This is a genomic window from Rhizobium etli 8C-3, from assembly GCF_001908375.1.
Taxonomy (GTDB): domain Bacteria; phylum Pseudomonadota; class Alphaproteobacteria; order Rhizobiales; family Rhizobiaceae; genus Rhizobium; species Rhizobium etli_B.
Genome location: NZ_CP017241.1, coordinates 65,001 through 89,754, shown reverse-complemented (window position 1 = coordinate 89,754; position 24,754 = coordinate 65,001). Strand labels below are relative to the sequence as shown.

The following is a 24,754-nucleotide window of genomic DNA, read 5'->3' as shown; positions in this document are numbered from 1 at the left end:
GCAAATCCCTGGCTCATTGGCCCATACGAGCACGCGCTGATGCTTGAGCCGCCCGGATCAGTCCTTGATACTGGGAATCCTTGTCAGGATACCAGGGCATCTGTCCTATATCGGCGAAACCTGGGATCGTTTCCATATGCTGCACCATGCGCCGGCGCATCGCCTCGTCTGGCAAGGGGCCGTACATGGCCTGGACATTGTCCTCGGCATGCTCCGGATTCGAAGTACCACATAGCACTGTGGTGACGGCTGGATGGGCCATGACCCACTTCAGGAAGAACTGCGCCCAGGTCGCGGCGTCGAATTCCCGAGCGAAGTCCGGCAGCGGGCGACCTTCGACCACTTTCATCAGGCGCGCCTTTTCGAGCGGAAGGTTGATGAGGACGCCAACCCCGCGGTCTGAAGCAGCCGGCAGCAGGCGCCGCTCGGCGCTGCGGTTGAAGATCGAATAGTTCGTCTGAATGAAATCGACACCGCCACGCTCGACAAGATCGGCGAGCTGATCCTGCGCGCCGGTTTCATGGTGGGTCACGCCGACGTACCGAATGCGACCTTCCTTCTTCCAGGCCTGCATCAACGGAATGACGACAGGTGCGTTGACGATGCTGTGGCACTGCATGAGGTCGATTGTGTCGCGCCAGATGCGCAGCCTCGACTGCTCGAGACTTGCAACAGCGTGGCTCTCGTCGCCGAGATATTCGCCGGTCGACCAGATTTTGTTGGCGACGAAAATCTCGGATGCCTCTGGTGTACCCGCAAGGAACGCGCCAACGGAGACTTCCGCCGACCCGTAGAGGGGCGACGTGTCGACGACCCGACCACCACCCGCGACGTAGCGTCGAAAGACCTCGCCAAGGTTGCTGCGATCATCGCCTGGGCGGGCGTCGAAGGTCAGGAAGGTGCCGAGACCAAGTGTCGTGAGGGTCTGCTCCGTTCTCGGAATTGTTCGCGTTCGTGCAGATGCGGTGGGGGCCGTCGTGGCTTGCACGCTCGCTTGGCCTTGGGCCAGGGTCCCACCGGAAATGAACGGTGTTGCAGCCAGTATTGTGGCCCCGGTGCCTAGAGTACCGATGAAGCCGCGCCGGCTGAAACCGGAATCCTGCTGTTCGCTCATGCAATAGTCTCCTCTTTTGTAAGTTTGCCCGATGCACGGACTTCGGCGCATCGCCGGCTGGGCGATCGAACCACCTCCCTCCGGGCGGTATTGTTCGTGGCTGGCGGTGTCAGGCGACGCCCCGTTGGCGCGCACGGCAGGTCACTGCCGCTGAAATACCCATGTCTCAGACCACGAAGTCGAAGCGCGCGAACTGGCCGTCGCCCGCGGGGCTGATCGTCATGAGCAGCGTCTCATCGAAGATCCGATCGCGCACGTTGCCCGGCTCGCCCGGAAAGAAGAGCTGCGTCGTAAGCACATCTCCGCCCGGCCGTTGGACTCTGAAATGGAAGTGTCGCGTGCGTCCCGGATACAGCGCCGGCACGACGCTGTTGAACCACCAGCGTCCCTGCTCGTCAGCGAACTGATGTCCCCGCAGACGGAAACCCTGACGATCGTACTCGCCGTTTTCATCCGCTTGCCAGATCTCGACAAGGCTACGCGGTATGGGGCGACAGCGATCATCGAGGACGTAGCCGGCGACGGTGATGCGCTCACCGCGGGGCGCCTCCAGATAGAGATCCTGCTTCAGCGGTGAGTTCGGCTTGAAGAACGGGCCGGCCTCGCGAGCCGGCGTCGGTTCATCTCCGTCGGCGCAGGCGCGTGTCAGCGGCAGCAGCGGCGCCTCCTGGCCGAAAGCCGTGGCTCCGGCCAGCGGCACGAGCGGCATGGCGAGAAAACCCGATAGAAGTGCGCGCCTTGATGACGTCATTGCAGGGCCTCCATGCTTCACCGGATTAGAACTGCCAATTGACCGGAACCCAGGCATAGCCGGCGTCCGTCTTGAGCATTCGGCCAAGGCCCGGGAACGGGTAGTGGAAGCCGAGAACGAGGAGCCGGTCTGCCGCCGCCATGTCGAAGATGCGGCGGCGGGATGCGAGCGCGGTGTCTTTGTCGCGATCTGGCCCAGGCACCCAGGGCCGGTCGACATTGACGATCGGGTGGTAGGCGAGATCGGCGGTCAGCAGGAGCTGGTCGCTCCCGGATTGAACAAGGAAGTTCGCCATGCCGGGGGTGTGGCCGAATGCCGGAAGCGTGCTCAGCCCGGGGACGATCTCCGCGCCGGCTTCATACAACTCGATCTCGTCGATGACGGGTTCGATGCTCCGCTTGATGGCCGCTGCGAAATTGCTGCGGAAGTCCTCAGGCACCGGCATATAGGAAAGGTCTGGATTGTTACGGACGAAGAAGTCCCAATCGGCCCGAGGCGCAAAGACGCTCGCCCGCGGAAACGCCTTGCCGCCATCCGCGGTTCGAAGATTGCCGACATGGTCGGGATGCGTGTGCGAGACAACCACAACGTCGATGTCCTCGGGCCGCAAACCAACGCCGGCCAGGTTCTCGAATATGCGGCCGCCTTGCGGACCCATGGTCTGGCCGGCTCCGGCCTCGAGGAGGATCCGCCTGCCATTCGTCTCGATAAGCAGCGTGTTGAGATTCAGCGTCATACGTTCGGTCGGCAGGAAGGCACGTCTCAGAACATCCTGCAGTTCCGCCTCCGGCGCATTGCTGGCGTAGACCCGCGGAGGGCCACCGATCAGCCCGTCGCTCAACACGGTCGCTGAGATGTCGCCGACGCGAAAGCGGTAATGGCCGACATTTCCGCCCTGAATTCCGGGCGACGCGACGGGAGCAGCCTGTACAAAGGCCGTGCCGGTCGGCAAGGCCAGTCCCGCCACGGCCGACGCGGCTGTCAGCATGATCTTCCTGCGATTCAGTGTGATTTCACCCATAGTTCTGATCCCGTTCAAATACATGCTCGCGCGTTGGCGGGGCCGCGATGACCGTTGGCGCCGCCTCGCGGCATGTTCTCTAGGGATGACACAGATCGGGCGCTCGGATAAGCTAATCAAAACGAATCAACTTATTAAGTAGGACTTTGCAATGCGGCCACTGCGCCTTGACAGCTTGGAGATCTTTGAAGACGTCGTACGCTGTGGCGGCTTTCGAGCCGCCGCGCTTGGCAGGGGCGTTTCTTCGTCCGCCATCAGTCAATCGATCAGCGTCCTTGAGGAAGCGCTGGGCATCCGGCTGCTGAACCGAACGACACGCAGCGTCGCGCCGACTGAAGCGGGCGAGAAGCTTCTGGAGCGTCTAAGGCCCGCCCTTTACGACATCAGGACAGCGATCGACGATCTCAACCAGCTTCGCGATCGCCCATCCGGCACCGTGCGCATCAATGCACCGGGTCCGGCCGCCGATCACATCCTGTGCCCTTTGGCCTTTGAGTTCATGAAGATCTATCCCGACGTCAACGTCGAGATCGTCAGCGACGCTGCGATTATCGATATCGTGGAGCAGGGTTTCGATGCTGGTGTGCGCTTCGGGAATCAACTTGCCCAGGATATGATCGCCATGCCCCTCGGCCCCGCCCTGCGATATGCGATCGTGGCCTCGCCCGATTATCTTCGCAGCCGCGGTCGACCCGGCTCACCGCGCGATCTCTTGCAGCACGACTGTATTCGTCGCCGTTTCCCCGGCGGAACCATGGTGACGTGGAAATTTGAAAGGGAAGGCGAGGAAGTGGAAATCACCCCGAAAGGTCGGTTGACACTGAGTTCAGCGCATCAAGAGCGCCAGGCCGCGCTTGCGGGATCGGGCATCGCTCACCTGTTTGAGGATTATGTTCGTGATGATGTCGAACAAGGCAGAGTTATCGAATTGCTCAGCGACTGGAAACAGAAGCTGCCGAGTTGGTACCTGTATTATCCGAGCCGGCGGCATACGAGCGCAGCCGTGCGGGCTTTCCTCGGATACATCCGTAACCAGTGATCCTCCTCACGTCGCCGCGATGGTTGCTGCACTTAACCGTGCACAAGATAACCCACTAGCGTCGGAAAGGTGCTCACAGGCCCTCCCCTTCCTCGTCGCTTGGCTGCAGCGATATCCGGCGTTTCCTGCTCCCTCAATGAAGGCCGTATGCCTGCGAATAGAGCACATTTTGCTGACAATTTCCCGCAGTTTCAGAAGCCTGATTCTCTGCCGCAGGGCTTTTACCCAGCAAATTCCGGCCGTTTCACTGCAACGGTACGGACACGTTTCCAGTCCATCCCGTCAACGAGGGCAAGGAGCTGCGCGTGATTGAGATGCACACGGACAGGCCCGATCTTTGGCCAAACGAACCGATTTTTTTCCAGACGCTTCGAATAGAGGCACACACCGGAACCATCCCACCAAGCGATCTTAATTCTGTCTGCTCTCTTGGCGCGAAAGACATAGAGCGCTCCGCTGAATGGATCGTTGCCAGCATCGCGCACCAGCGACAGAAGGCTATCGGGACCTTTGCGGAAGTCCACCGGGTGGCTTGCAAGAAACACCTTCGAACCGGCCGGGATCATGCGGAGCGCACCGCACGGATCACCCGAACAAGATGAGCCTCATCGGTCTCGGCAGCTGTGCGGATTACCGCATCACCGATGATGATGTCGACCCCGGAATAATTGCTGGATGATGGTGTCGGTAAGAGACCGGCGGTTTCATTCGCCGGCAAAGCCGCGGCTCACAGCCGGGCATTGCGTCGCCATGTAAATGATTGTGACGGATCAACGCCGATGCGCCGGGCTATCGCCGAAACGCTCGGGCCCGGCTGCATCGTCTTAGCGACCGCCTGCGCCTTGAACTCGTCCGACCATTGCCGCCGGACTTGCCTCGGCGCACCTTCCAGAGGACTGGCGACAGCTTCAGTCAATTGGAAAGTTCTATGTTCAGACATGGGAGCAGACATAGAAGTTCACGCCCGAGTTCATTCATAAGCATCCGGCGAATTCAGCAGTATCAATAAATCCACCAAAGTGCCTTCGTGCCTTCGCCAGATGGGATGGATTCACCGCTAAAAGCCCTGCTGCGGAGATGCTTCTCAGCCGCATCGACGGCCGCGAGGCGGCGCGCCACCACGTCCTGATTTAGCCGCATTGCAGAGTTTGGGGGAGTGTTTGACCGAGGGCCAGGTCGGCTCGTCGCTTCCAGGGGAGACCACGCGTTTTCCGGCCGCCAGAACGCACAAAGCCCGCCGTGTGGCGGGCTTTTTGTGTATCTGGTTGCGGGGGCCTGATGGCACGGAGACTTGTCATTTCGCATTGGTCGCGGCACCTCAAGCGGGAATCAAACCTGCTACAGGAAATCGCGAGGGCCGATACATGCTGATGAACGAGGCCTTGATCGGTCTAAAGCAGCGAACCGGGCCAAGCTGGTAAAGGTCCGTCGTTCAGGGACCGGACGGGCACTTCAGCAAGGATCCGAACCGGCCGTTCTATTCCGCAACCGCGTCCCTGAGCCAAGTACGGAAGGATCGGAAGCTGTGGGATCGAAGTTTCGGCTCGGCGAACAGGAAGAAATAGTGCTCATGCACCATGTTTTTCTCGAACAGAGCGATAAGCTGGCCTTCCGCCAGTTCCCGTTTCACCAGCCTTTGGCGGACAATGGCAATGCCGAGCCCTTCGACGGCGGCCGTCGGCTCGAGACCGGAACTCTCCATGTCGATGAAGCGCGCATGGGCGAATATCCTTGGCGAGCGGGGGCCGAGCCAGCGTTCCCAGTTGCGGGTGAATTCGGCCGAGCGCAAAAGCGTATGATGCTCGAGATCATCGGGGGTTTCGAGTTTCGGCGCCCGGCGCAGGTAAGAGGGGCTGCAGACCGGCGTCAGGTCGGCATCGCCGAGAATTTCGCAGAGGACGCCCTTGCGATCGATTGCCTCGCCGACGTGGATTGTGCCGTCGACGCTATCGATGTCCTGCGCGCCGGTAACGAATTTCACGACAATATCGGGGTTGCGGGCATAGAGCGTGCCAAGCGCCGGCATGATGCACTTCTGTAAAAAGACGCGCGGGCTGCCGATGACCAGCGGCCGTCGCTCGATACCGACGGCGAGATCGCTCGTCACGCCGCGGATCGTATCGAGCGAGGCATGAATCTTCGTCCAATAGACTTCGCCGGCCGGCGTAAACGCGATGCGCCGATGCACCCGCTCAAAAAGCTCGCACCCCAGAAAGGCTTCGAGATTCTGGATCTGCCGGCTCACAGCGCCGGCTGTCAGACAGAGTTCGTTCGCCGCCTTGACGATACTCATATGACGCCCGACCGCATCGAAAACAGGCAGCGAGGTCATCGGCGGCAGGCTGCGCCCAGGTCTCTGTGCCATCTTTGCCTCCCCTCGGTTTCCCATAACTTTTCGTTGAGAAAAACTCAATACAGAGGAAATAAAATCGATTTTTTGCCAAGTGGCGCGGCGCTACGGTCACCTCCAGAAAAAATGGGAGGAGAACCATGAAACGTCTGTCACTGGCAAGCCTGGCTTCGGCGCTTGCAACTGCCACCACGCTCGCCGCCGTCCCGGCCTCGGCCGAACAACTGCGCGTCGGGCTGGCCGCGATCGCGACCTCGGTCGATCCACATTTCCACCGCGCCGGCTACAATTTCGACCTTCGCGAAAACGTCTCGGATGCGCTCGTCTATAACAACGGCGTCAGCGGCAGCGTCGAGCCGCGTCTGGCGCAATCCTGGCGCATCGAAGGCGACACGAAATGGGTCATCGCCCTCGAGCCGAAGGCCAAGTTCGATGACGGCAATCCGCTCGGAGCCGACGATGTGATCTATTCGCTCTGCCGGGTGCGCAACGTTCCCAACAGCCCCGGCCTCTTCTCGAGCTTCATCGCCACGATCTCCGGCATCAAGGATCTGGGCGACGGCAAGATCGAAATCAGCACCAAGAAATCCGATCCGAATCTTCTGCGCAGCCTCAGCAATATCGGCATTGTCGAAAACCCGACCGGCCGCACGCTGACCTATGACGACACGACCTGCGGCAACGACAACTGGCTGGATACGGCCGGCTTCAACAACGGCGGCATCTCACCGGGTATCGGTCACTACAAGGTCAAGAAATTCACGCCGGACGTCGAAATCACGCTGGAGCGGAACGAGCAATACTACGGAACGCCGGCCGCCTATGATTCCGTTCTGGTCAAATCCCTGCCCGACAACAGCGCCCGCATCGCAGCCTTGCTCGGCGGCTCGGTGGACGTCATCAATGCCGTGCCGATCAACAGCATCGACAGCATCCAGTCCTCCGACAAGCTGCATCTTTCCTCCATGCCGTCGACGCTCCTGATCTTCCTGCTGCCCGACCAAGGCCAGGAGCCGACCCCGAAAGTCTCCGGCACCGATGGCAAGAACCCCTTCCTTGATCCGCGCGTGCGCCGTGCGCTAAACCTTGCCATCAACCGCGACGAGATCGCCGAGACGATCATGGGCGGCATGGCGCAGCCGGCGAGCCAGATCGTCGTCGACGGCATATTCGGCCACAATCCGACCATCGAGCCGTTCCCATATGATCCGCAAGAGGCGAAGCGCCTGCTCGCCGAAGCCGGTTATCCGAACGGCTTTTCGCTGACGCTGAACGCACCGAGCGACCGCTACGTCAACGGCGCGCAGGTGGCTCAGGCGGTCACGGCGATGCTGTCGCAAGTCGGCCTCAACGTGACGCTCGAGACCTTCCCTCTCAGCATCTACTTCACCAAGGCGAGCGCCTACGAATACAGTTTCTATCTCGCCGGTGCAGCCGCCGATACCGGCGAAGGCCTCAGCCAGATGATCAATGCCGTCGGCACCCGCAACCCGGATCGCGGCTGGGGCGGCGCCAATCGCGGCCGCTATTCCGGCCCGGAGACCGACAAGTTCCTGGAAGAGGCACAGTCGATGCTCGACGACGCCAAGCGCGAGGAATTGCTCCGCGCCGCCGTCGCCCAGGCGCGCAAGGACGAGGCTTTGGTGCCGCTCTATCACGAGTTCGGCGTCTGGGGCGTGCGCAACGGCGTGCATTTCGACGCCAATGCCAACCTGACGAACATTTTCTACACCGCACGTCCCGAATAAACGCGGCGACCTGGCGAGGCGGTTCCCTTCCGCCTCGCCCTTTCCTCACAAAAGTTGAAAGCCAGATGGGTACTGAATTCAACGACGTGCTCGCGTCGCAATACGACTATCGGGGATTGCGGGAAGCCTTCGCGGCGCCGGCGCTCTACCAGGCCTTCCTCGATGTCGAGAAGGCCGTGGCGCTCGCCCAGGGCGAACTCGGCATGATCCCGGCGGCCTCCGCCAAGGTTATCGCCGATCACTGCCGCTACCAATGTCTCGACATGCGGCGGCTGGAAGAGGCCTACCGCACGACCCGGCACCCGCTGATGCCGCTCATCAACGATCTCGTGAGGCTCTGCGGGCCCGAGCACGGCGGCTATGTCCATTGGGGCATCACCACGCAGAACGTCATCCAGACCGGCCTGCTGCTGGTCGCCAAGCGCGCCCAGACGGTGCTTGACGGACTGCTTGCCGATATCCTGCGTCATCTCGGCCGTCATGCCCGCGACCATGCCAATACGGTCATGGCGGGGCGCACCCATTACCGCCATGCCGTGCCGATCACCTTCGGCTTCAAGGTCGCCGTGTGGATCGAGGAATTCCTGCAGGCGGCGGAGCGGCTGAAGGAAGCCGAAAAGCGGGCCTTCGTCGTCATGACAGGCGGCGCCGTCGGCTGCTTTTCGGCGCTCGGCCGGGAAGGTCCCGCCGTCCAGTCACGGGCCGCGGCCCTCCTCGGCATGGGCGAGATGGCTATCCCCTCACGGGCGATCCGCACGCATATGTGCGATTATGTCAACGCGCTCAGCCTGACGGCCTCCGTCTGCCACAAGATCGCCGAGGAGGTCTATCAGAGCACCTCGGAAGAATATGGCGAGTTGCACGAGGGCCGCATCGACGGCACCATCGGCTCCTCCACCATGCCGCAGAAGATCAATCCGATCCTCTGCTACGGCATCGTCGCCAACAGCAACCGGCTCTATTCCTGCGCCGGAATGCTGATGGCGACGGCGCACCGGCCCTTCGAGTCGGACGGGAGCGCCAACCAGATGTTCGAGGACGGACTGGTCGAGGTCGTCGGCGCCATTTCCGAAATCCTCGTGCGAACCGAACTCCTGGTGCGCGATCTGCGGGTCGATATGACGCGAATGCGGGCCAATCTCGACCTGTCGCATGGTGCGATCTTCGGCGAGTATGTCATGATGCAGCTCGGCAGGACGCTCGGCAAGCACAAGGGACACGAACTGGTGCATGACGCGGCGATCGCCGCCGCCGACGGCAGGGCGCCGTTCCTGCAAGAGCTCGCGCATCTGCCTGATGGCGCCGCCCTCGCGTCCGATATCGAAAGCCGGCTCGAACAGGGCAATATCGGCGGCATCTGCGCCGAATACGCGCTGCATTTTGGATCGCTGGCCGCTGATATCACGGAGGCGATCCCGACAGCCGAAGAACGCAACATCAACGTCTATCTGAAGGCCGCCCGCTGATGCTCTCCTTCGTGCTGCAACGCCTGCTGCAAAGCGTGATCGTCGTCCTCATCCTGTCGATCGTGCTCTTCGTCGGGGTCTGGATGATCGGCAATCCCGCCGACATCCTGATCTCCTCGGAAGCCTCGGAGGCCGACAGGCTGGCGGCGATCGCCGCGCTCGGCCTCGACAAGCCGCTCTGGCAGCAATATCTAGTCTTCCTGGGCAACGCCGTGCAAGGAGACTGGGGCGCCTCCTTCGTCTACAAGGAGCCGGCGATCAGCATCATCCTGCAGCGCCTGCCGGCGAGCCTGGAGCTCGGTGCGGTCGCCTTCCTCATCGCCGTCACGGTTTCCGTGCCCGCCGGACTTTATTCGGGGCTGCGGCCGCAATCGCCGGTCGGTCGCGGCGTCATGGCCTTCTCGCTGATCGGCGTCAGCATTCCGACCTTCTGGCAGGGCATGCTGCTGATCGTCGCCTTCGGCATCGCGTTGCCGATCCTGCCGGTCGGCGACAGGGGCCAGGTCGCCACCCATCTCGGCATCACCAGTAGTCTCTGGACACTCGACGGCTGGTCGCACATCGTCATGCCGGCGTTCAGCCTGGCACTCCTGAAGATGTCGCTGCTGATGCGCGTCACCCGCGCCGCGACGATGGAGATCTCCCGCCTCGACTTCGTCAAGTTCGCCTATGCCAAGGGCGTGCGCACCCGCAAGGTGATCGTCGGCCATATCCTGCGCAACGCGCTTGTGCCGCTAATAACCGTCACCGGCATCGAGCTTGGCAACCTGCTGGCCTATGGCGTCATCACCGAAACGGTCTTCTCCTGGCCGGGGCTCGGCAAACTTCTCATCAACTCCATCAAGGTTCTCGACCGGCCGCTGATCGTCGCGCAGCTCACCTATACGGCGCTGCTCTTCATCGCCATCAACTTCATCGTCGACGTCCTGCATATGGCGATCGATCCGCGCGTCAAATCCGTCCTGGGGCAACGCACATGAGCACCATCGGTTTCAGGGATTTCGCGGGCCGCTTCGCCGAAAGCCGCGCCGCCGTCGTCAGCCTTCTCGTCTGTCTCGCCTTCGTGTTCTGCGCGCTCTTTGCACCGCTGATCTCGCCGACCGACCCCTACGACCTGACCAAGCTGCAGCTTTCAAACGCGCTGAAGCCCGCCGGTTCGAAAAGCGTGCTGTCCGGCGAGGAAGTCCGCGCCACCGTCCGCGTCGAAGGCGCCACGACCTCGGTCCAGCCCGCCGCCGCGGCGCAGGCCCGCCAGACGATCGCCCCCGCCTCCTGCGGCGAGAACTGTCTCGATGTCGGCGTGGAACCGGTAGGAACGCCGCTCGCCAGCCTGCAGATCCGCAACCTGCCCGCCGGCGTCACTGTCGTGGGCGCCAAGAAGCACATCGTCCAGCCCTGGTGGACCGTCACCGATCCCAAGGACGGCAAGGTCCGCCTCAGCGGCACGCTTCCGGCGAATTTCACGTTTGTCGCCATCGCCAAGTCGGCGGACCAGGAAACCGGCTTCGTCTTCCACCTGGGAACCGACAGCTTCGGCCGCGACATGCTCTCGGCGACCCTCTACGGCATCCGCATCAGCGTCTTTGTCGGCCTCGTGGCGGCCGGTGCCGCCCTGGTGGTCGGTACCGGGCTCGGCCTGCTGTCAGCCTGGCGGGGCGGGTTGACGGACGCCATCATCATGCGGGCCGTCGATTTCATGCTCGGCCTGCCGGCGCTCCTCGTCGGCCTCGCGATCCTCGCCATCCTCGGCAACGGCGTCAGCAAGGTGGTGCTCGCCATCGTTATCGTGCAATGGTCCTACTATGCCCGCACGGCGCGCTCCTTCGCCATGAGCGAGCTCGGCAAGGAATATGTCGAGGCGGCGCGATGCCTGCGTCTTTCGCCGACCCGCATCATGCTGCGCCATGTGCTGCCGAACTGCATGCCGCAGATCATCGTACTCTTCACGCTGAACATCGCCGCCGCCATCTCGCTGGAATCGTCGCTGAGCTTCCTCGGCGTCGGCCTGCCGCTGACCCGTCCCTCGCTCGGCATGCTGATCGCCAGCGGCTACGAGTTCATCTTTTCGCACAAGTACTGGATCAGCATCTATCCGGGTGTCGCTCTCCTGGTGATGATCGTCGCCATGAACCTGCTCGGCGACCGGCTACGCGATCTCAACAACCCGCGGCTCGACCGCTAGAGGAGCCGGAGATGGCGGAACCCTTCTTTCAGGTCAACGGCCTCAATACATGGTTTTTCACCCGCCAGGGTGTGATCAGGTCGGTGCGCGACATTTCCTTCGACCTTCGCCGCGGCGAGGTGCTTGGCATCGTCGGCGAATCCGGCTCGGGCAAGTCGGTGACCGGCATGTCGATCATGGGCCAGATCGACGAGCCCGGCCGCATCGTCTCCGGCTCGATCGCCCTCGATGGCGAGGAACTGACGGCGCTCTCCTTCGACGCGATGCGCGCCTATCGCGGCCGCAGGATCGCCATGGTCTTCCAGAACCCGCTGATGACGCTGGATCCCCTGATGCGAGTGCGCGACCAGATGTACGAGGCGATCTGCGAGCACGAAAGCGTCTCCCGCGCGGAGATGCACGACCGCTGCGTCAACGCGCTGAAGGCCGTCGGCATCCCCTCGCCCGAGGAGCGGCTGAACGCCTATCCGCATGAGATGTCCGGCGGGATGCGCCAGCGCGTCGTCATCGCCACCGCGCTCTTGATGAACCCTGACATGATTATCGCCGACGAGCCGACGACGGCGCTCGACGTCACCATCCAGGCGCAGATCATCTATCATATCCGCCGGCAGATCGACGAACGCGGCCTCGGCATGATCTGGATCACCCATGATCTTTCGACGCTTTCCGAGCTCGCCGACCGGATCATGGTCATGTATGCCGGGGCAATGATGGAAATCGGCACGACCGAGGAGATCATCGGAGGCGCCCGCCATCCCTATACGCGCAAACTTCTCGATTCCGTGCCCTCGCGCAACGTTCCGGGCGAGAAGCTGAAGCAGATCCCCGGCAACATGCCCTCGCTGCTTGCACTCGGGAAGGGCTGTCCCTTCGCGAGCCGCTGCGAGCGGGCGACCGCGGTCTGCGACGAGCCGGTGCCGGCAACCGCGGCATCCGCCACGCATAGCATATGGTGCTACCACCCATTCGAGGACTAAAGGCGTGAACGAGACCATTTTCGAAGCGAAGAACCTGTCACGCAGCTTCACGGCGGGTCGAAGCGCCCTGCAGAAGCTGACGGGCAGGTTCACCAACACCCATCCGCCCGCCATACTCCGCGCCGTCGATAATGTCTCGCTGTCGCTGAAGGCCGGCGAGACGCTCGGCGTCGTCGGCGAATCCGGCTGCGGGAAATCGACGCTGGCGCGCATGATCGCCGGTATCTTGCCGGTCTCCTCCGGCGAACGGCGCTTCCGCGGCGAACCCTATGAGAGCTTCCTCGCCCGCAAACGCGACGCGCTGAAGATCCAGATGGTCTTCCAGGACCCGCTCTCCTCGCTCAATCCGCGCCTGCGGGTGGACGATATCGTCGGCGAGGCCGCGGTGCTCCACGGGCTGGTGCCGCGCTCCGGAATGCGCGACTACGTGACCCGCATCCTCGGACGCGTCGGCCTGCCGGCCGACAGCATCAACCGCTATCCGCATCAGTTTTCCGGTGGCCAGCGCCAGCGCGTCGGCATTGCCCGGGCGCTCGCCGTCAAGCCGCAGATGCTGATCTGCGACGAGGCGGTGGCCGCCCTCGACGTCTCCGTGCAGGCGCAGATCATCAACCTGCTGATGGACATCAAGCGCGACAGCGGCCTGGCGATGATCTTCATCAGCCACGACCTCGGCGTCATCCGCCATCTCTGCGACCGCGTCGCGGTCATGTATCTCGGCCGCGTCGTCGAGCTTGGCGAGACCGAACAGCTCTTCGCGGCCCCGACGCATCCTTATACGCGCATGCTGCTCGACGGCATGCCCAAGATTTCGCTGCGGCGACGTACGTTCATGCCGATCAAAGGCGAGATACCCTCGCCGCTCAACCCGCCCCCGGGATGCTATTTCCATCCCCGCTGTCCAATCGCAACGGAACATTGCAGCCGGACGCGGCCGGAGCTGCGCGAGATCACGCCGGCGCACGCCCATGCATGCCTGAATGCCGAGGCCCGATAGTCACGTACGAGGTGCTCCTGTTCGGGAAACCAAACCGAATCCTTCGGATGAAGGGATCGCCATTGCTTGAGTCCGAACGAAAGCCGACCGTCGTGTCGGCAGCATTCGATCGACGCTCTCCTCATATTGACGGCATCGGCCGGTCGGCCCGGATACTGACTTCAATGCCGTTCGGGTAGGGTCGAGGCGCCGGTTCGGCCGCTGATCTGGCTTTCGATCGACTTCGTCAACGGGGTTTCGATATCTCCGGTGTGCTTGGTCGTGACTGTTTCGATCAACACAATCGAACATTCCTCCTCGGCCATCGGATTGTGGAGCACACCGCGCGGAACAACACACATCTCACCGGGATTGAGGACCGTCTCCTTGCCCCCTTCGAACTCAATTTTGAGCTGACCACTAATGACGAGGAACAGTTCGTCCTCGTTGTCATGCTTATGCCAGGCGATCTGCCCAAGAACCTTTGCAACCTTGACATATTGATCGTTTACTTGCGCAACGACCCTGGGCGACCAATGCTCGGTAACCCCTTGCAGCTCTGTTCAAAATTCACGACCGCTACCACTTGCATCTCCTTGGAGTGAACAACCGTGTTCATTCCATGTTTTGGTCCGCAGATATTGAACGATTGTGCAAATGGCGGCGAAACCGAAGCCTCCGGGTAATAGCAGTCAGACTGTCTGAGTTGACTGGATGCCCCCGCGACGAAGCGGCGCTCCGGTCGGAATTTCGCAATTCGCGCTCCGCCCTTTCGAGCGCGCTGGCGTTCAGCACCTTGCGCAGCAGGGCGACCGCCACCGCCCGCATGCGCAGATTGTACCTGCCTGCCGGTCCGTCACCCGGGAATTTCATAGATATCCAGTTTTTCATAAAGCTGCTGCAGACGGTTCTGGACGCTGCGCAGGGACAGCTTTTTGCGCTGGGCGATCGCCTTGTCCGTCAGGCCGAGGGCCACATCCACGAGAATCTCGTATTCCGCGTCGCTGAGGCCATGCCCATTGCCCAGGTTCTTCTGCTGAATGCCCCGCACCTCCCCCACGGTCTGAACCGCGCCGGGTTTTGCCGGAGGCTCCAACTCCTGAGAAAGTGGAGCCGATATGAGCAAGACAACAAACAAATTTTCACCAGAAGTCCGCGCCCGAGCAGTTCGGATGGTTTTGGATCACCAAGGCGAATATTCCTCGCGATGGGCAACGGTTTGCTCGATCGCTGCCAAGATCGGCTGCACGGCGCAGACGCTCAATGAATAGGTGAAGAAGGCCGAAGTGGACGATGGTTCCCGGCTTGGGCTCCCAAGCGAAGTGACCGAGAAGATGAAGGCTCTTGAGAACTGCGAGCTTTGTCAGACCAACGAGATACTGCGTAAGCGCTCCGCCGCGACCCTATAGAATTTGGCTTGATATCTTGCGGAATTGCCAGGGCATGAGTTCTTCAATGCGGCTCTTGGGATGACCGTTGATGATGGCTGTCAGGGTTTCGTCGATATAGGCGACGGGGTCAACGTCGTTGAGCTTGCAGGTGGCGACGATGGAAGCCAGAAGAGCCCAGTTTTCCGCGCCGACTTCGTGACCCGCAAATAGCGCATTTTTTTCTCGTCAGAGCCACAGGTCTGATCGCGTTTTCGACTGGGTTGGTGTCCAGCTCGAGACGGCCGTCGTCAAGGAAGCTGGTTAGGCCATCCCAGTGGCTGAGTGCATAGCGGATGTCGACGGCAAGCTGGGAGCCTGAAGAGATCATCGATAATTGCTTTTCGAACCAGGGCTTGAGCGCTTCGATGATCGGCGCTGACTGTTGCCGGCGCGTGGCAAGCCTGATCTCCGGCGGAGCGCCCCGGACGGTCGCTTCGACAGCGTAGAGTGCTGCAATCTGGCGGACGGCGGTTTCGGCAATTGGCGATTTCGTATTGCGCATCTGCTTGACGAAGCGCCGACGCAAATGGCTCCAGCAATGCACGAGCACCCACGGACCCTCAGGCCGCTGGATATGGGTGAGCCGATCGTAACCGTCATATCCGTCGCATTGCAGCAGACGCCCACGAAAGCCGGTCAGGAACTCTTCCGCGAAACTGCCGCTTCGCCCAGGGGCATATTTGAACAGGACGATAGGTGGATCCGCACCGCCATGGCCGCGATCATCGGAGGCGATCGCCCAAAAGTATCCCTTCTTCGTCTGTCGTCGTCCGGGATCGAGAACAGGCGCGGTCGTCTCATCCATGAACAAGCGATCGGCCGAGGCCAGATGGTTGCCCATGTGCTCGCCGATCGGCTGGAGGTGGAAGCAACCGCGGCCGGCCCAATTCCCAAGGCTTGCCCGGTCGATGAGGATGCCCTGACGCTTGAAGATTTCGGCCTGCCGATAAAAGGGCAGATGGTCGCCAAACTTTGCGACGATGATCTGGGCAATCAACGCCTCGGTGGGAAGACCGCTTGGAACGACACGTTCGGGCGCATGCGCCTGGACAACTGCGCCCGAACAGCGCCGGCAAGCATATTTCGGCCGTCGCGTCACCAGGACGCGCAATTGGGCGGGAACCCTGTCGAGGCGTTCGGAGGTATCTTCGCCGATCCTGGCCATCTGTCCGCAGCCGCAGGGGCACATCGTACTCTCGGGCTCGATGACCTGCTCCACGCGCGGCAGATGCGCTGGCAAATGGCCGCGATTGCGGCGCGGCCCGTTTGGCTCTTGCCGTTTGCCCTTAATGACGGCTTCGGCCCTTTCCTGGGCGGCATCGAGAATGCCTTGCGCGATCTCGATATCTTCAAGAGGTAGATTGAACTGCTCCGGGCTCAGCTTTTCCGATTTCGCGCCGAACTTGTCGCGCCGCAGATCGCTGACGATGGCTTCCAGTCGCCGCCGTGCTTCCTCTGACTGGGCCAACGCCACCTGATGCTCGACAAGAGCAGCCTGCGTCTGCGCTAAAAGCGCCTTCAAGGCAGCGTTTTCTTCGGACAGTGACGCTTGGCTCATGCGCAATTTTAATCATATTTTCGAATGGCTTACCACATCGAACACGGTGCTGATTCAATCCGCCGCACTTATCCGGCTAGCTGCGGACGTCGCTGTCGCTCGGACCGTACGAGCCGCCAATCGAGCCCCTCGAACAGGGCTGCGAACTGAACCGGCGACATCCGCATCACGCCGTCACGGACCTGTGGCCAGACGAATTTGGTCCCCTCCAACCGCTTATGGATCAGCACCAGACCGGTCTTATCCCAGACCAGGATCTTGAGCCTGTCGGCCCGCTTCGAGCGGAATATAAACGCTGCGCCACTGAAAGGATCCAGTCCGAATATTGGTTGCACCAGCGCTGCCAAACCATCGTGCCCCTTACGAAAGTCGATCGGCCGCGTCGCCACGTAAACCCGAAGAGCATCTCCGCCCGCAATCATCGTGCCATCCGCGCGGCCCGGATGACGCGTGCCAGATGAGCTTCCTCAGCGTCTCGACCAGCGCGGACAATGACGTCTCCGACAACGACATCAACAATAACCCTGCCTGTAGGAGGTTCATCAACCATCAATGTCGCAAAGGCAGGCGCCGAGGTTGAACGCCCATCCACCGCAAGACGGCCATCCTGCAGGTGCTTGCGCCAATCATAAATCTGCCAGCGGGTTACGCCATAGCGACGGGCAACTTCCGAAACACGTGCACCCGCAACCAAGCTCTCCGCCGCAATCCTCATCTTCTCTGCATCCGTACGTCGGCGACGGCCGGTCGGCCCCTCGATCACGTCCATCCGTCCGACATAACCAGCGTTCGAGACGTCCAAATGGACGTCCATTTTGCTGTCTCTCGACATCCAGTCACCTCCAAACAAACAGAGGATCTTCTGACATCTTCAGCCTATTCCGAATAGAAGGGGATCAGGTAAGCGCTTACGATACTGCGCAAAGCGTCTGCATATTTCGCCCAGGCGGAGCCCGACGCCCACTGAAGCGATGATCTCCTTCATCGATGAACACCGTTCGGTGCCCGGGGTCGAGCCGATCTGCAAACTGCTGCCGATTGCCACGTCCACCTATTACGAGACCCTCGCCAAACGCATGGACATGGATCGCGTGTCGGCTCGCGCTCGCAACGACATGGCGATGAAGGTCGAGATGCGCCGCGTATTCGAGGCGAACTTCCGCGTCTATGGCGTTCGCAAGGTCTGGCGGCAATTGAAGCGTGAAGGCTTCGATATAGCCCGCTGTACGGTCGCTCGGCTTATGAGGTCGATGAGCCTTCGGGGTGTCATCCGAGGCAAACCGATCCGCACGACGTTCGCCGTATCCCCACGGTGAGGGCCGTCTTGTGATGTGAGGCGGAACGTTGGATGTCCTAGTGCAAGCACTAGGGATAGTCCTATGACAATGCAGCAAATCGAAGTGATCACGTCTGTGGAGCGCCGTCGTCGCTGGTCTCGCGCAGAAAAGGAGCGGCTGGTTGCGGCCTGCCTCGAGCCGAATGCCAGCGTATCCGAGATTGCCCGGTCGGCAGGCATCCATGCGGGTCAGTTGTTCCGGTGGCGCAAAGAACTCTGCCAGGCCTCACCGCCGCCAGCGCGGCAGTTTATTCCCGTAGAAGTCGCGGCCTTGCCTGCGCCTGATCCGGTGGAGACAACACTGCCACCTCGATCGCGCAAGAAGATAAGCGTTGTGACAATTGAGCTTAGTCGGGGGCGGCGCATTCGTGTGGAGAGCGATGTTGATACTGAAGCGCTCGCTCGGATCGTCGATATCGTAGACCGGCGATGATCCCGGTTCCAAGCGGCGTGAAGGTCTGGCTGGCGACCGGACACACAGATATGCGAAAAGGCTTCCCTGGTTTGTCGTTGATGGTGCAGGAGACGCTAAAGGGGGATCCGCATAGAGGCCACCTGTTCTGCTTCCGCGGGCGTCGGGGCGGGCTCATCAAGGTGATCTGGCACGACGGCCAAGGTGCCTGCCTGTTCACGAAGAAGCTGGAGCGCGGCCGCTTCATATGGCCGTCAGCGGCCGACGGCACTGTGGTGATCACGCCTGCGCAACTTGGCTATCTACTCGAAGGGATCGATTGGCGAATGCCGCAAAAAACCTGGCGTCCAAGCTCGGCTGGGTAGCGGAAATGGCTGGAAAGGCGGGCACGAATATGATTCCCTCTCGTCATGACCGATGCGGCCGATCAGCTTCCCGACGACCTTGCCAGCGCTCATGCGATGATCCTCGCCGAGCGTGCCGCCCGTCGTGAAGCCGAGGCCGTTGCTGCCCGAGCCCAGGCAGTGAACTCTCATTCCGATGCGCTCATTGCCAGATTGAGGCTGGAGATTGAGAAGCTCAAGCGCGACATCCATGGCAGCCGCTCGGAGCGAAAGGCCCGCCTTCTCGAACAGATGGAATTGCAGCTCGAGGAACTGGAAGCCGACGCTAGCCAGGACGAACTGGCCGCGGAGATTGCGGCACGATCATCGACAGTCAAAACCTTCGAGCGCAAGCGTCCATCGCGCAAACCGTTTCCTGAGCATCTGCCGCGCGAGCGCGTTGTGATTGCCGCTCCTCAAAGCTGCCCCTGCTGCGGCTCGGCCAAATTGTCAAACCTGGGTGAGGACATCACCGAGACACTGGAAGTGATCCCACGCCAGTGGAAGGTCATCCAAACCGTGCGGGAGAAATTCTCTTGCCGCGAATGCGAGAAGATTGCCCAGCCGCCGGCTCCTTTCCACGTGACGCCGCGCGGCTTTGCCGGACCAAACCTCTTGGCGATGATACTGTTTGAGAAGTTCGGACAGCATCAGCCGCTAAACCGGCAGAGCGAACGTTATGCCCGAGAAGGCATCGACCTCAGCCTTTCGACACTCGCCGACCAGGTCGGTGCCTGCGCCGCGATCTTGAAGCCCTTGCACCGATTGATCGAAGCGCACGTACTTTCCGCCGAGCGGCTGCATGGTGACGACACCACGGTGCCGATCCTGGCAAAAGGCAAGACTGATACCGGACGCATATGGACCTACGTCAGAGATGACCGGCCATTCGGCGGAACGTCGCCGCCGGCCGCCCTCTACTATGCGTCGCGAGATCGCCGGCAGGAACATCCCGAGCGTCATCTCAAGACCTTCACCGGCATTCTGCAAGCGGATGCCTATGGCGGCTACAACCCGCTCTTCAAGTCGGAGCGTGCTTCCGGTCCATTGACGCAGGCGCTTTGCTGGGCTCACTCGCGCCGCAAGTTCTTCGTGCTGGCTGACATTGCCACGAACGCCAAGCGCGGAAAAAATGCGACGCCGATCTCGCCAGTGGCGCTTGAGGCTGTGAGGCGGATCGATGCACTGTTTGATATCGAGCGCGACATCAACGGACTTTCCGTCAACGAACGCTCGCAGCGACGTCACAAGGACAGCCGCCCCCTCATCGACGAGCTTGAGGCTTGGCTGCGAGTCGAGCGGGCAAAACTATCGCGCAGCTCACCTGTCACCGAGCCGATCGATTACATGCTCAAGCGCTGGGACGGCTTCACATCCTTCCTCAGCGACGGCAGGATTTGCCTGACCAATAATGCGGCTGAACGAGCCCTGCGCGGCTTCGCGAGACGTGTTTCATTATGCACCCCTTCGTTAAGTGTATGTAAACATTGGAAGCGTGTCCGCGTCCACATCGCGCAACGGGCGACCTTTCCGGGCAATCGCCGCTTTGACCGGCTCGGACGTCAAATCGGCGGCCCGGATTTGATAGGGCGCTCGCGGAACAACCTGGACCGCAGGAAGAACGCCTGTGGAAACAAGGCGTCGTACCAGATAGCTTGAGACGCCCAACGCTTTGGCGACCTCTGCTTGCGTGAGCCATTCGCCATTTTTATCGGCTGAACGGTAGGCATCGATGCCACGCACGTAACGAACAGAACGGACCCGATGGGCTGTCCATGTCTTTCCCTGGCCGGTGGGAAAGCCCATTCGGTTGAGTGTGGCGGCGATATGCTCGTCTGACCAGCGGCCAGCCATGCCGCGTATGACTTCCAGTGCATCTTCGGCTGTCGCGCTGCCGTGTTCGCCAGACTGTGGCTTACGAACACGCAACTCCGAATGCTGACCACCTTTCCAATGAATGGTGAGGACAACGTCACGGACAGCATCGTCAACATCGACGATAATGTCCGCGATCAACGTTCGGAGAAGCTGCTGGCGTGCGCGCATGGTTACATCGGGAGCATTCCAGGCTGCCGACAGGTTCTCTGCGAGGTTGGAAAAGGCATTGGGATCAACGACGATCGTCGTTGGGTCGTGCGCGGGTTTGCGCATCTCCAGATCGCGTACGCGGCGCAATGCCGCCTCCCAGTTCTTCTCCAACTGAGCGGCAATCAGGCGGTTGTCGGGATCACATGCAGCATAGCGCCGTTCGGCAAGGCCAGCCTCGTAGCGGGCCTGCTGAAGTTCCAGGTCGAGGATCTGGCGCCGATCTTCCTGTCGTTCCTGATGCATTCGCTCCGCCTCGATCGCAGCTTCGATCGCCAAGGGTTCTACCGCTCGCAACAGCTCCCGTGCCACCGCCGTGTCGATCTTCGGAGCACCGAAGGTCATACAACGAGGCTGCCCAGCCAGGTTACCTCTATCACAGCGGTAGACCGGCTGGCTGATCGGACCGCCCCTATAGCAAACACTGAGACGTTGGCCGCAACGGGCGCACGTCAGAAGGCTTGATAAGAGCGCCTTGCCCCCGCGGCCTGATTTTGCGCCATCCTGGCGACCATAGGCGTTGAGCGCCAACTGCTTCTGATTGCGCTCAAACTCATCCCAGCCGATGTAACCCTCGTGATGATCCTTGATCATCACCTCCCAAGTGCCCGCCGGCTTGTAATGTCCGTAGGTCCGCCGCGCTCGCCCCTCAACAATCGAGGTGCGCTTCTCACTTTTGCCATATACATAAACGCCTGCATAGAATGGATTTTTGAGAACGCTGATCACATTGCGGTAGCGGATCGGCTGCCAGATGCAGTTCGTCATGCGGCCTTCGTCGGCAGGCCGCGGGAAGTGGATCTGCTCCGCCTGCATCGACAACAACACCTGACGGGCGCTGCCGAGCTCGCGAAAGCGGGCGTAGATAAGCCGGATCACTTCTTGCAGACGAATATCGGGATCAAGCCCCAGGCCTGCCTCGCGATGCCATACATAGCCGAATGGAACCGACAAGCGCAGTTCGCCGCGGTGCGCCTTCGACCTTGCGGCATCGAGCATCCTTGCCCGCAGCACACCCAACTCGAACTCGCTGATACTGCCTTTCATGCCAAGGAGTAGGCGATCGTTGGGGTGGCAAGCGTTGTACACCCCGTCATGATCGATAACACGGGCTTCGACAAGTCCGCACAGTTCGAGCAAATGATGCCAGTCGCGCCCGTTGCGCGCGAGCCGCGACGCATCGAAGCACAGGACAGCCCCGACCTTGCCAGCGCAGAGCCAGGCGACCAGACGGTCGAAGCCGGGCCGCGCTACCGTTCCACTCGCCGATCGCCCGAGATCGTCATCGATAACCTCGATGTCGACAAAGCCGTAGCTACGTGCGATGTCGACCAGATCATATTGGCGCCGCTGGCTTTCCAGATTGGTCATGACCTGGGATTGCGAGGACTGGCGTACATATACGACCGCCTTGCGCTGAAGCACGGTCGCCGGGAGATCAGCGCTTGTCATCGGCAAGCTCCTCTATGCTGATGCCAGCGGCCTGCATCAGAATCCGGGCAAGCGTCAGAACGACTTTCATCCGTTCCGTTTCGTTCATCCCGTCTATCCGGCTGGGTTCGAATATCAGGTTCATCTGTCTGCCCGAGTTCAACGCGGGCGCGGCGTGCTGCTTCATCGACTTTCTCCCGTGCGAATCCATCATCGCGTCTGGAGTGTGGCGGAGCAGCGACGACCGTGACCAGCCTCTTCAATTCGGACAATGCCAGCAGATCGACCTGTGGCGCACCCGAGGTCATGCCGGCGCAAACGACCGGATCAAGCATCCAGGCAGCCATCGAAACGACGGCACCTGACGGACCTAACACCTTGAGAAATTGGCCCGTTGCTCGATGCTCTACCCGCCGGACGTTGACCTTGCGGCCAAAATACGGATGCCAACGATAATAAACTTCCAATTCCTGACCGACATGGGCAGAATGAACGGGCAATGGCTCTCGGAAGAAAATCGTGGCTCTTTGCTGGTTCCGATCGCGGTGCAGATCGTGCTGCCTTCATGGCGACGCTGATCATGACGGCAAAGCTCAACGACATCGATCCTCAGGCCTGGCTGGCTGATGTCTTGTCTCACATTGCGGATATGCCGGTCACGAGGCTTGAAGAATTGCTTCCATGGAATTGGAGCTCGCCCACCGCACAAGCCCACGAAGCTGCCTGATCTGCGGCCTTCACCGCATGCTTACCGTTCGCCGACAAGACGGCTCCGAGAATCCTTGGGCGTTGCCCAAAACGTAGCCCAGAACGCAGAAAAGCGTCCCGGAGGACGCCTTTGCAAAGCTAAGTAGCTGGAAAGTTTGGTTGCGGGGGCAGGATTTGAACCTGCGGCCTTCAGGTTATGAGCCTGACGAGCTACCGGGCTGCTCCACCCCGCGTTATTTTTGATCGGAAGGGACCGCGTTATTGGGCCGGTGTTTTGGCCGATTGTGTTGAGAAGATTTAGAATGTTGCGTTTAGCAGACCTGGCGGCGACCGACTCTCCCGCGTCTTGAGACGAAGTACCATGGGCGCTGGGGCGTTTCACGGCCGTGTTCGGAAAGGGAACGGGTGCAGCCACCCCGCCATAACCACCAGGTCAGCGAAGCGCAACGAATTGAGAAGCTGGATTTGGAGCGAACTGGAGAGAAGCTTTATGCTTCTGGTACCGGTTTGCTGGTTTTGAACACGTCCTGGCTCATATTGATGAGCATTGTCAATGAGAACGATCAAGCCGATCGAGCTATTAGTACCGGTAAGCTTCATGCATTGCTGCACTTCCACACCCGGCCTATCAACGTGGTCGTCTTCCACGGCTCTGATAGGGAACACTCGTTTTCAGGTGGGTTTCCCGCTTAGATGCCTTCAGCGGTTATCCCTTCCATATGTAGCTACCCTGCTATGCCCTTGGCAGGACAACAGGTCCACCAGAGATATGTCCATCCCGGTCCTCTCGTACTAGGGACAGATCCTGTCAATATTCCTACACCCACGGCAGATAGGGACCGAACTGTCTCACGACGTTCTGAACCCAGCTCACGTACCGCTTTAATTGGCGAACAGCCAAACCCTTGGGACCTGCTCCAGCCCCAGGATGCGATGAGCCGACATCGAGGTGCCAAACAACCCCGTCGATATGGACTCTTGGGGGTCATCAGCCTGTTATCCCCGGCGTACCTTTTATCCGTTGAGCGATGGCCCTTCCACGCGGGACCACCGGATCACTATGACCGACTTTCGTCTCTGCTCGACTTGTCAGTCTCGCAGTCAGGCGGGCTTATGCCATTGCACTCGACGACCGATTTCCGACCGGTCTGAGCCCACCATCGCGCGCCTCCGTTACTCTTTCGGAGGCGACCGCCCCAGTCAAACTACCCACCATACACTGTCCCGGATCCGGATAACGGACCGCGGTTAGACATCCATGTCGATAAGGGTGGTATTTCAAGGATGGCTCCACGGAAACTGGCGTCCCCGCTTCAAAGCCTACCACCTATCCTACACATGCCGACACGAATGCCAGTGTAAAGCTATAGTAAAGGTGCACGGGGTCTTTCCGTCTGACCGCAGGAACCCCGCATCTTCACGGGGAATTCAATTTCACTGAGTCTATGTTGGAGACAGCGGGGAAGTCGTTACGCCATTCGTGCAGGTCGGAACTTACCCGACAAGGAATTTCGCTACCTTAGGACCGTTATAGTTACGGCCGCCGTTTACTGGGGCTTCAGTTCAAAGCTTGCACCTCTCCCTTTAACCTTCCAGCACCGGGCAGGCGTCAGACCCTATACGTCGTATTGCTACTTCGCAGAGCCCTGTGTTTTTGATAAACAGTCGCTACCCCCTGGTCTGTGCCACCCCACCTTGGTTGCCCAAAATGGGGTCACGCTTCTTCCGAAGTTACGCGTGCAATTTGCCGAGTTCCTTCAACATAGTTCTCTCAAGCGCCTTGG

20 protein-coding genes, 1 tRNA gene, 2 rRNA genes, 6 pseudogenes and 1 other annotated feature (1 of these 30 running past the window's edge) are annotated in these 24,754 nt (G+C 60.7%); of the genes and pseudogenes, 13 read left to right on the top strand and 16 right to left on the bottom strand.

The window, feature by feature from the left end:
- Nucleotides 1-13: 13 nt before the first annotated feature.
- From AM571_RS00440 to AM571_RS00430, 3 genes are all read right to left on the bottom strand, one after another.
- Nucleotides 14-1,114, bottom strand: coding sequence for an aldo/keto reductase (locus AM571_RS00440; RefSeq protein ID WP_074059702.1), 1,101 nt, complete (start codon nucleotides 1,112-1,114; stop codon nucleotides 14-16).
- Nucleotides 1,115-1,280: 166 nt separating this feature from the next.
- Nucleotides 1,281-1,865, bottom strand: coding sequence for an intradiol ring-cleavage dioxygenase (locus tag AM571_RS00435; RefSeq protein WP_074059701.1), 585 nt, complete (start codon nucleotides 1,863-1,865; stop codon nucleotides 1,281-1,283).
- A 25-nt stretch (nucleotides 1,866-1,890) separates the two neighbouring features.
- Nucleotides 1,891-2,853 carry an MBL fold metallo-hydrolase gene (locus tag AM571_RS00430; protein WP_074062991.1) on the bottom strand — a complete coding sequence of 321 codons (963 nt, stop codon included), beginning with the start codon at nucleotides 2,851-2,853 and terminating at the stop codon, nucleotides 1,891-1,893.
- Between the two features lie 184 nt (nucleotides 2,854-3,037).
- Here AM571_RS00430 and AM571_RS00425 point away from each other — a divergent pair, with 184 nt between their 5' ends.
- Nucleotides 3,038-3,925: a LysR family transcriptional regulator gene (locus AM571_RS00425; protein ID WP_074059700.1), complete on the top strand. Its 888-nt coding sequence runs from the start codon at nucleotides 3,038-3,040 to the stop codon at nucleotides 3,923-3,925.
- A 221-nt stretch (nucleotides 3,926-4,146) separates the two neighbouring features.
- On the opposite strand, the gene tnpB (AM571_RS00420) is transcribed toward AM571_RS00425, so the two are convergent.
- From tnpB (AM571_RS00420) to AM571_RS00410, 3 genes are all read right to left on the bottom strand, one after another.
- Nucleotides 4,147-4,491 carry an IS66 family insertion sequence element accessory protein TnpB gene (tnpB, locus tag AM571_RS00420; protein ID WP_074059699.1) on the bottom strand — a complete coding sequence of 115 codons (345 nt, stop codon included), beginning with the start codon at nucleotides 4,489-4,491 and terminating at the stop codon, nucleotides 4,147-4,149.
- Nucleotides 4,492-4,652: 161 nt separating this feature from the next.
- Entirely contained in the window at nucleotides 4,653-4,745 is a 93-nt protein-coding gene (locus AM571_RS38315) for a transposase (protein WP_420493375.1), read from the bottom strand.
- A gap of 657 nt (nucleotides 4,746-5,402) precedes the next feature.
- On the bottom strand, nucleotides 5,403-6,290 hold the full coding sequence (locus AM571_RS00410) for a LysR substrate-binding domain-containing protein (RefSeq protein WP_165918522.1): 888 nt from the start codon (nucleotides 6,288-6,290) through the stop codon (nucleotides 5,403-5,405).
- A gap of 125 nt (nucleotides 6,291-6,415) precedes the next feature.
- On the opposite strand from AM571_RS00410, the gene AM571_RS00405 reads away from it, so the two are divergent.
- The 6 genes from AM571_RS00405 to AM571_RS00380 all read left to right on the top strand — a co-directional run bounded on the left by AM571_RS00405 (nucleotide 6,416) and on the right by AM571_RS00380 (nucleotide 13,648).
- Nucleotides 6,416-8,023 (top strand): ABC transporter substrate-binding protein, encoded by a 1,608-nt coding sequence (locus AM571_RS00405; RefSeq protein WP_074059696.1) that lies wholly within the window; start codon nucleotides 6,416-6,418, stop codon nucleotides 8,021-8,023.
- 65 nt (nucleotides 8,024-8,088) lie between these two features.
- On the top strand, nucleotides 8,089-9,489 hold the full coding sequence (locus tag AM571_RS00400; RefSeq protein WP_074059695.1) for a class-II fumarase/aspartase family protein: 1,401 nt from the start codon (nucleotides 8,089-8,091) through the stop codon (nucleotides 9,487-9,489).
- On the top strand, nucleotides 9,489-10,469 hold the full coding sequence (locus AM571_RS00395; RefSeq protein WP_074059694.1) for an ABC transporter permease: 981 nt from the start codon (nucleotides 9,489-9,491) through the stop codon (nucleotides 10,467-10,469). Before AM571_RS00400 ends, AM571_RS00395 begins: the two co-directional genes overlap by 1 nt.
- The gene (locus AM571_RS00390) at nucleotides 10,466-11,671 is read left to right on the top strand and encodes an ABC transporter permease (protein WP_074059693.1); all 1,206 of its coding nucleotides are present in this window, start codon (nucleotides 10,466-10,468) and stop codon (nucleotides 11,669-11,671) included. Before AM571_RS00395 ends, AM571_RS00390 begins: the two co-directional genes overlap by 4 nt.
- An 11-nt stretch (nucleotides 11,672-11,682) precedes the next feature.
- On the top strand, nucleotides 11,683-12,651 hold the full coding sequence (locus AM571_RS00385; protein ID WP_074059692.1) for an ABC transporter ATP-binding protein: 969 nt from the start codon (nucleotides 11,683-11,685) through the stop codon (nucleotides 12,649-12,651).
- A 4-nt stretch (nucleotides 12,652-12,655) separates the two neighbouring features.
- Complete coding sequence (locus AM571_RS00380) at nucleotides 12,656-13,648, top strand: ABC transporter ATP-binding protein (RefSeq protein WP_074059691.1); 993 nt, start codon at nucleotides 12,656-12,658, stop codon at nucleotides 13,646-13,648.
- A gap of 161 nt (nucleotides 13,649-13,809) precedes the next feature.
- On the opposite strand, the gene AM571_RS00375 is transcribed toward AM571_RS00380, so the two are convergent.
- Both AM571_RS00375 and AM571_RS37175 read right to left on the bottom strand, forming a co-directional pair.
- Nucleotides 13,810-14,184 carry a cupin domain-containing protein gene (locus AM571_RS00375; RefSeq protein WP_074059690.1) on the bottom strand — a complete coding sequence of 125 codons (375 nt, stop codon included), beginning with the start codon at nucleotides 14,182-14,184 and terminating at the stop codon, nucleotides 13,810-13,812.
- 193 nt (nucleotides 14,185-14,377) lie between these two features.
- Nucleotides 14,378-14,681 (bottom strand): annotated as a pseudogene (locus tag AM571_RS37175) (DNA-binding response regulator); the annotation flags it as partial.
- A 64-nt stretch (nucleotides 14,682-14,745) separates the two neighbouring features.
- On the opposite strand from AM571_RS37175, the pseudogene AM571_RS35580 reads away from it, so the two are divergent.
- Nucleotides 14,746-15,024, top strand: a pseudogene (locus AM571_RS35580) (transposase); the annotation flags it as partial.
- 6 nt (nucleotides 15,025-15,030) lie between these two features.
- Here AM571_RS35580 and tnpC (AM571_RS00365) read toward each other — a convergent pair.
- The 3 genes and pseudogenes from tnpC (AM571_RS00365) to AM571_RS35575 all read right to left on the bottom strand — a co-directional run bounded on the left by tnpC (AM571_RS00365) (nucleotide 15,031) and on the right by AM571_RS35575 (nucleotide 17,429).
- Nucleotides 15,031-16,615, bottom strand: a pseudogene (gene tnpC / locus AM571_RS00365) (IS66 family transposase).
- 68 nt (nucleotides 16,616-16,683) lie between these two features.
- Nucleotides 16,684-17,037, bottom strand: coding sequence for an IS66 family insertion sequence element accessory protein TnpB (tnpB, locus tag AM571_RS00360; RefSeq protein WP_074059689.1), 354 nt, complete (start codon nucleotides 17,035-17,037; stop codon nucleotides 16,684-16,686).
- Nucleotides 17,034-17,429: a transposase gene (locus AM571_RS35575; RefSeq protein WP_237358497.1), complete on the bottom strand. Its 396-nt coding sequence runs from the start codon at nucleotides 17,427-17,429 to the stop codon at nucleotides 17,034-17,036. Before AM571_RS35575 ends, tnpB (AM571_RS00360) begins: the two co-directional genes overlap by 4 nt.
- 99 nt (nucleotides 17,430-17,528) lie before the next feature.
- Here AM571_RS35575 and AM571_RS00350 point away from each other — a divergent pair.
- The 4 genes and pseudogenes from AM571_RS00350 to tnpC (AM571_RS00335) form a co-directional block, all read left to right on the top strand.
- Nucleotides 17,529-17,910: pseudogene (locus AM571_RS00350) on the top strand (IS3 family transposase); the annotation flags it as partial.
- Nucleotides 17,546-17,661, top strand: a sequence feature (AL1L pseudoknot). It overlaps the preceding pseudogene by 116 nt.
- A gap of 84 nt (nucleotides 17,911-17,994) precedes the next feature.
- Nucleotides 17,995-18,384, top strand: coding sequence for an IS66-like element accessory protein TnpA (gene tnpA / locus AM571_RS00345; protein WP_074059688.1), 390 nt, complete (start codon nucleotides 17,995-17,997; stop codon nucleotides 18,382-18,384).
- Nucleotides 18,385-18,401: 17 nt separating this feature from the next.
- Nucleotides 18,402-18,728 carry an IS66 family insertion sequence element accessory protein TnpB gene (tnpB, locus tag AM571_RS00340; RefSeq protein WP_420493360.1) on the top strand — a complete coding sequence of 109 codons (327 nt, stop codon included), beginning with the start codon at nucleotides 18,402-18,404 and terminating at the stop codon, nucleotides 18,726-18,728.
- A gap of 45 nt (nucleotides 18,729-18,773) precedes the next feature.
- A pseudogene (gene tnpC / locus AM571_RS00335) lies at nucleotides 18,774-20,189 on the top strand (IS66 family transposase); the annotation flags it as partial.
- A 27-nt stretch (nucleotides 20,190-20,216) separates the two neighbouring features.
- Here the strand turns inward: tnpC (AM571_RS00335) and AM571_RS38310 are convergent.
- Together AM571_RS38310 and AM571_RS00325 are read right to left on the bottom strand one after the other, a co-directional pair.
- Nucleotides 20,217-22,283, bottom strand: a complete 2,067-nt coding sequence (locus AM571_RS38310; protein ID WP_113514720.1) for a recombinase family protein — start codon at nucleotides 22,281-22,283, stop codon at nucleotides 20,217-20,219.
- A complete protein-coding gene (locus AM571_RS00325) occupies nucleotides 22,270-22,449 on the bottom strand; it encodes a hypothetical protein (protein WP_051679588.1) in 180 nt (59 codons plus the stop codon). The genes AM571_RS38310 and AM571_RS00325 overlap by 14 nt, the downstream gene beginning before the upstream one ends.
- A 306-nt stretch (nucleotides 22,450-22,755) precedes the next feature.
- On the opposite strand from AM571_RS00325, the pseudogene AM571_RS00320 reads away from it, so the two are divergent.
- Nucleotides 22,756-22,989, top strand: a pseudogene (locus AM571_RS00320) (transposase domain-containing protein); the annotation flags it as partial.
- Between the two features lie 137 nt (nucleotides 22,990-23,126).
- Here the strand turns inward: AM571_RS00320 and AM571_RS00315 are convergent.
- The 3 genes from AM571_RS00315 to AM571_RS00305 form a co-directional block, all read right to left on the bottom strand.
- Nucleotides 23,127-23,203 (bottom strand) — tRNA-Met (locus AM571_RS00315).
- Between the two features lie 85 nt (nucleotides 23,204-23,288).
- Nucleotides 23,289-23,403: ribosomal RNA gene (gene rrf, locus AM571_RS00310) — 5S ribosomal RNA — on the bottom strand.
- Between the two features lie 126 nt (nucleotides 23,404-23,529).
- Nucleotides 23,530-24,754 (bottom strand): 23S ribosomal RNA (locus AM571_RS00305) (it continues 1,729 nt past the right edge of the window).